At 40.6% G+C, this 4,838-nt stretch carries 1 protein-coding gene; it reads left to right on the top strand.

Annotated features, from left to right (window positions below):
- Positions 1-4,838 (top strand): SpaA isopeptide-forming pilin-related protein (locus EP1_RS13585; protein WP_281176175.1); only part of this gene is annotated, 4,838 nt, incomplete at both ends.

Raw genomic sequence — 4,838 nt, forward strand, 5'->3', positions numbered from 1 at the left:
CCAATTGTGGGATACCGAAAAGAAACAACTCTTGCGGGAAGGGGATGTTAATTCCCTTGGTCTAATTACTTTTGGCGGCTTGCCTTATGGTGATTACCTTTTGGTAGAAACCGCAACTGCTCCTGGCTATACAATTTCCGATGAATTGGTTCGGGGCAAACGCATCACGATTTCTGCTCAAACCTCTAGCCAATCCGCTTCACCAACTGTGATTATCAACCGTAAAACTTCGATCATTTTGAAGAAAGCGGCCGAAGATGGTTCACCATTGGCGGGAGCGCAATTTAAATTAGAAAAATTAGACAAAATCGGTTTATTGAATCAATACCTTTGGACACCGGTGGATTTAGGCGGTCGTGATGTCACAGATGCCAATGGGCAACTGTCAATTTTAGGTATGACGGTGGGCACTTACCGCATTACGGAAATTAAAGCGCCAGCCGGTTATATTTTAAATCCAAATCCAATTATTTTTGACGTCACCATGAATAACAGTCATCAAATTGGTGAGATCCATTTAGCTGTTACCAATTATCAAGGTTCAGCGCAACTGATTAAAAAAGATCAAGAAGGCAATCCACTTGCCGGTGCTAGCTTTAACGTATTGGATAGTGCCGGTAACGTGGTTAACAGCCAACCTTTAGTCTCCAATCAAAACGGGGTCGTCAGCATCACTGGTTTGGCGCCAGGCAACTATTCATTTGTGGAAACCAAAGCACCAAATGGTTATTTACTGAATACAACGCCAGTGTCCTTTACGATTGCCAATCAAGTTTTCGGCAAACCAGCCGTTGTTACGGCAACAGATAATTTTATCAACTATCAAGGTTCAGCGGCTTTCCGCAAAACCGATGACAAAAAAAATCCCTTAGCTGGCGCAGTCTTTGCTTTATACGCCGCTGATGATCAAGGTAAACCAACTGGTGAACCGCTACAACAAAATTTAGTTTCCGATGCTAATGGTCGGGTGCTAGCTGAAAATTTATCACCAGGGCATTATGTCTTTGTGGAAACCAAAGCACCTGCAGGATTTTTGATCAATACCGAAAACTTAAGCTTTACGATTGCTGCTAAACATACGGGAGAACCGAAAATCCTAGACTTAGGAGATTATCTTGATTACCAAGGTGGTTTTATCATCACCAAAGTCAACTCGAAGAATCAACCTTTAGCGGGTGCGGTCTTCGAATTATTCGACGGACATGGCCAATCTACTGGCCGCAAAGTAACCAGTGGTAAAGATGGTGTGGTTAGATTTGATCATTTGGCACCCGGTACCTATTACTTTAAAGAAATCGTAGCACCGAAAGTTGAAGGCACCGATTTAGATTATGTCATCAACGATTCCATGATTAAAGTAACTATCGCCAATCATGCTAAGGGTAATCCCGAAACCGATCAAGAATTCCATTACGATTTAGGAAATTTCCAAAACTTTACTGGGGAAGCCGATGTGACGAAAAATGCTAAAGGTGGTTCAGCCGCCGGCGCAGTCTTCCGTTTATGGGTAATCGCTCCTGATGGGGTCCAAAGACAGCTCAGTGATTTTACCGTTGATCAAAGCGGTAAACTGGATCTCTCCAAATTAGGGGCCGGTAATTATAAATTGCTGGAAATCAAAGCTGCTCCCCATCATATTTTGAACAGCCAACCAATTTACTTCACCGTTAAGGAAAATCAACCAGGAGAAGTCGATAATCTAAACTTCGACAATTACCAAGTTGAAGTGATTGGCAGTAAAGTTAATGCTGAAAAAGAAGCATTGGCTGGGGCAACCTATGAAATTTATCAAGCGGATCAAAACAATCAACCAATGGGGGATCCAGTGAAATTCTTGGATCGCCATGACATTGAAACAAGCTTGATTACTACCGATAAAATTGGTGAAATCTATGCCAAAGGTTTAGAAATTGGTCATTATGTTTTAATCGAAAAAAGTGCACCAAAAGGTTATTTGTTAGATACTACTGTCCATCCTTTTGAAGTAACCGAACAATTGAATAAACCAGAACCAATTAAATTAGGAGATTTTATCGACTATCAAGGTTCAGCGGAATTAATTAAAAAAGATACAGATGGTCATAAATTAGCAGGAGCTGAATTTAATGTTTTAGACAGTTCCGGCAAAGTTGTTAATAAGAAACCTTTAATCTCCGACAAAGAAGGTAAAGTGACGATTGATCATTTAGCCCCTGGCGATTATCAATTTGTGGAAACCAAAGCTCCTGTAGGGTACTTATTGAATACCACGAAAGTTGCTTTCACCATTGCCAATCAAGCAGAAGGCAAACCAGCCGTCGTTTCAGTGGGAGATTTCATCAACTACCAAGGATCAGCGGAATTAATCAAGACCGATGACCAAGGGAATACTTTAGCCGATGCCGAATTCAATGTTTTAGATAGTTCCGGCAAAGTTGTTAATAAGAAACCTTTAATTGCCAATCCAGAAGGTAAAATCAACGTGGATCATTTGGCTCCTGGGGATTATCAATTTGTGGAAATCAAAGCACCAACTGGTTATATTTTAAACACGACGAAAATTGACTTTACAATCACTGACCAAGCCGCCGATGCACCAGCTGTCGTTAAAGTTGGTAACTTTATCAACTACCAAGGTGCCGCTGAGTTGATTAAAACTGACGATCAAGGGAAGGCTTTAGCCGGTGCTAAATTCAACGTCACAAACACCGCTGGCCAAGTCATGAATGCTCAACCACTAGTTTCCGATAAAGATGGGAAAGTCACGATTGACCATTTAGCCCCGGGGACCTATTACTTTAAAGAAGTCGTGGCACCTACAGGCTATATTCTAAATAGCGAACCAATTCGTTTCACGATTGCCTATCAAGGAAAAGGCCAACCAGAAATTCTGGAAGTTGGCAACTTTACGAACTATCAAGGATCTGCTGAGTTGATTAAAACTGATGAAGCTGGAGAAGTTTTAGCTGGTGCAGAATTTAACGTCTTAGACAGCGAAGGTAAAGTCGTTAACGCTCAAGCGTTAGTTTCTGACAAAGATGGTGAAGTCACAATCGATCATTTAGCGCCTGGCAATTATCAATTTGTAGAAACCAAAGCGCCAACTGGTTATGTTTTAAATACAAAACCAATTGATTTTACAATCGTTGATAAAGCAGATGGTCAACCAGAAATTCTAGAAGTGGGTAACTTTACCAACTACCAAGGATCTGCAGAATTAATCAAGACTGACGATCAAGGCAATGCTTTAGCTGATGCCGAGTTCAATGTTTTAGATAGTAAAGGTAAAGTCGTTAATACCCAAGCGTTAGTTTCCGACAAAGACGGAAAAGTCACAATCGACAATCTAGCGCCTGGTGATTATCAATTTGAAGAAACTAAAGCGCCAACTGGTTATGTATTGAATACAACGAAAATTGACTTTACCATCGCTGACAAAGCTGATGGAAAACCGGTCGTTGTTTCTGTAGGGCACTTCATCAATTATCAAGGTTCATTTAAAATCACTAAAGTCAATTCTAATGGTGAAGCTTTGAAGGGCGCGGTCTTCGAATTATTCGACGACAAGCAACAATCCACCGGCAAAAAAGTTACTAGTGACACTGCTGGAAGTGTTATCTTCGATCATTTGGCACCAGGAACCTATTACTTTAAAGAAATTGTGGCGCCGAAAGTAGCGGGTAGTGATTTAGATTATGTAATTAATGATTCCTTAATCAAAGTTGACATCGCCCCACATGCCCAAGGTGACCCGCAAAAAGATCCAGAATATCAATTTGATTTCGGTCATTTCCAAAACTTCAAAGGTCAAGCCGCAGTTACTAAAGTCGGTGAGGGGAAATCAATTGCCGGGACACAATTTGTTTTATGGCGCATCGATAAAAATGGCCAAGAAAGCAAGGTTTCGGAATTGACCGTATCAGCTGATGGCAAATTGCCGATTGATGATTTACCTGTGGGCAATTACAAATTGGTGGAAATTAAACCGGCACCAGGGTATATCAGCAATACACAACCAATTTACTTTACGATAGCTACTGATCATCCCGGTGAAGTTGATAATTTGAATTTCAAAAATTATCAAAGCGAAATTACCGGTAAAAAAGTCGGGGGCAATGGTCAAGCGTTAGCCGGAGCGATTTTTGAAATTTATGCCGCTGATAAAGAAAATCAGCCAATCGGTAAAGCAATTAAATTTATTGATGCAAATGGTCAAACTGCTACTAAAATTACTACCGATGCTCAAGGGAAAGTTTACGCAAAAGGCTTAGAGGAAGGTCACTATGTGCTAGTTGAAAAACAAGCACCAAAAGGCTACTTATTAGATACGAAGGCTCATCCGTTTGATGTTAAAGCACAATTGAATGAACCAAAACCAATTGAATTAGGTGACTTGATTAATTACCAAGGTTCTGTGGAATTAATTAAAACCGATGAAAAGAATCAACCTTTAGCTGGAGCCGAATTCAATGTCTTAGACAACGAAGGCGAAGTGGTTAACGCTCAACCTTTGAAATCTGACAAAGAAGGTAAAGTCACGATTGATCATTTAGCCCCTGGCGATTATCAATTTGTGGAAACAAAAGCCCCAACAGGTTATGTATTGAATACTAAACCCGTTGACTTTACAATCGCTGACAAAGCAGAGGGGCAACCAGAAGTTATCGAAGTGGGTAATTTTACAAACTATCAAGGTTCTGCGGAATTGATTAAAACCGATAAAAATAATCAACCTTTAGCCGGCGCCGAATTCAATGTCCTAGATAGAGAAGGCAAAGTGGTTAATGCTCAACCTTTGAAATCTGACAAAGAAGGTAAAGTCACGATTGATCATTTAGCCCCTGGCGATTATCAATTTG

Source organism: Enterococcus pseudoavium NBRC 100491 (genome assembly GCF_001544295.1).
Taxonomy (GTDB): domain Bacteria; phylum Bacillota; class Bacilli; order Lactobacillales; family Enterococcaceae; genus Enterococcus_A; species Enterococcus_A pseudoavium.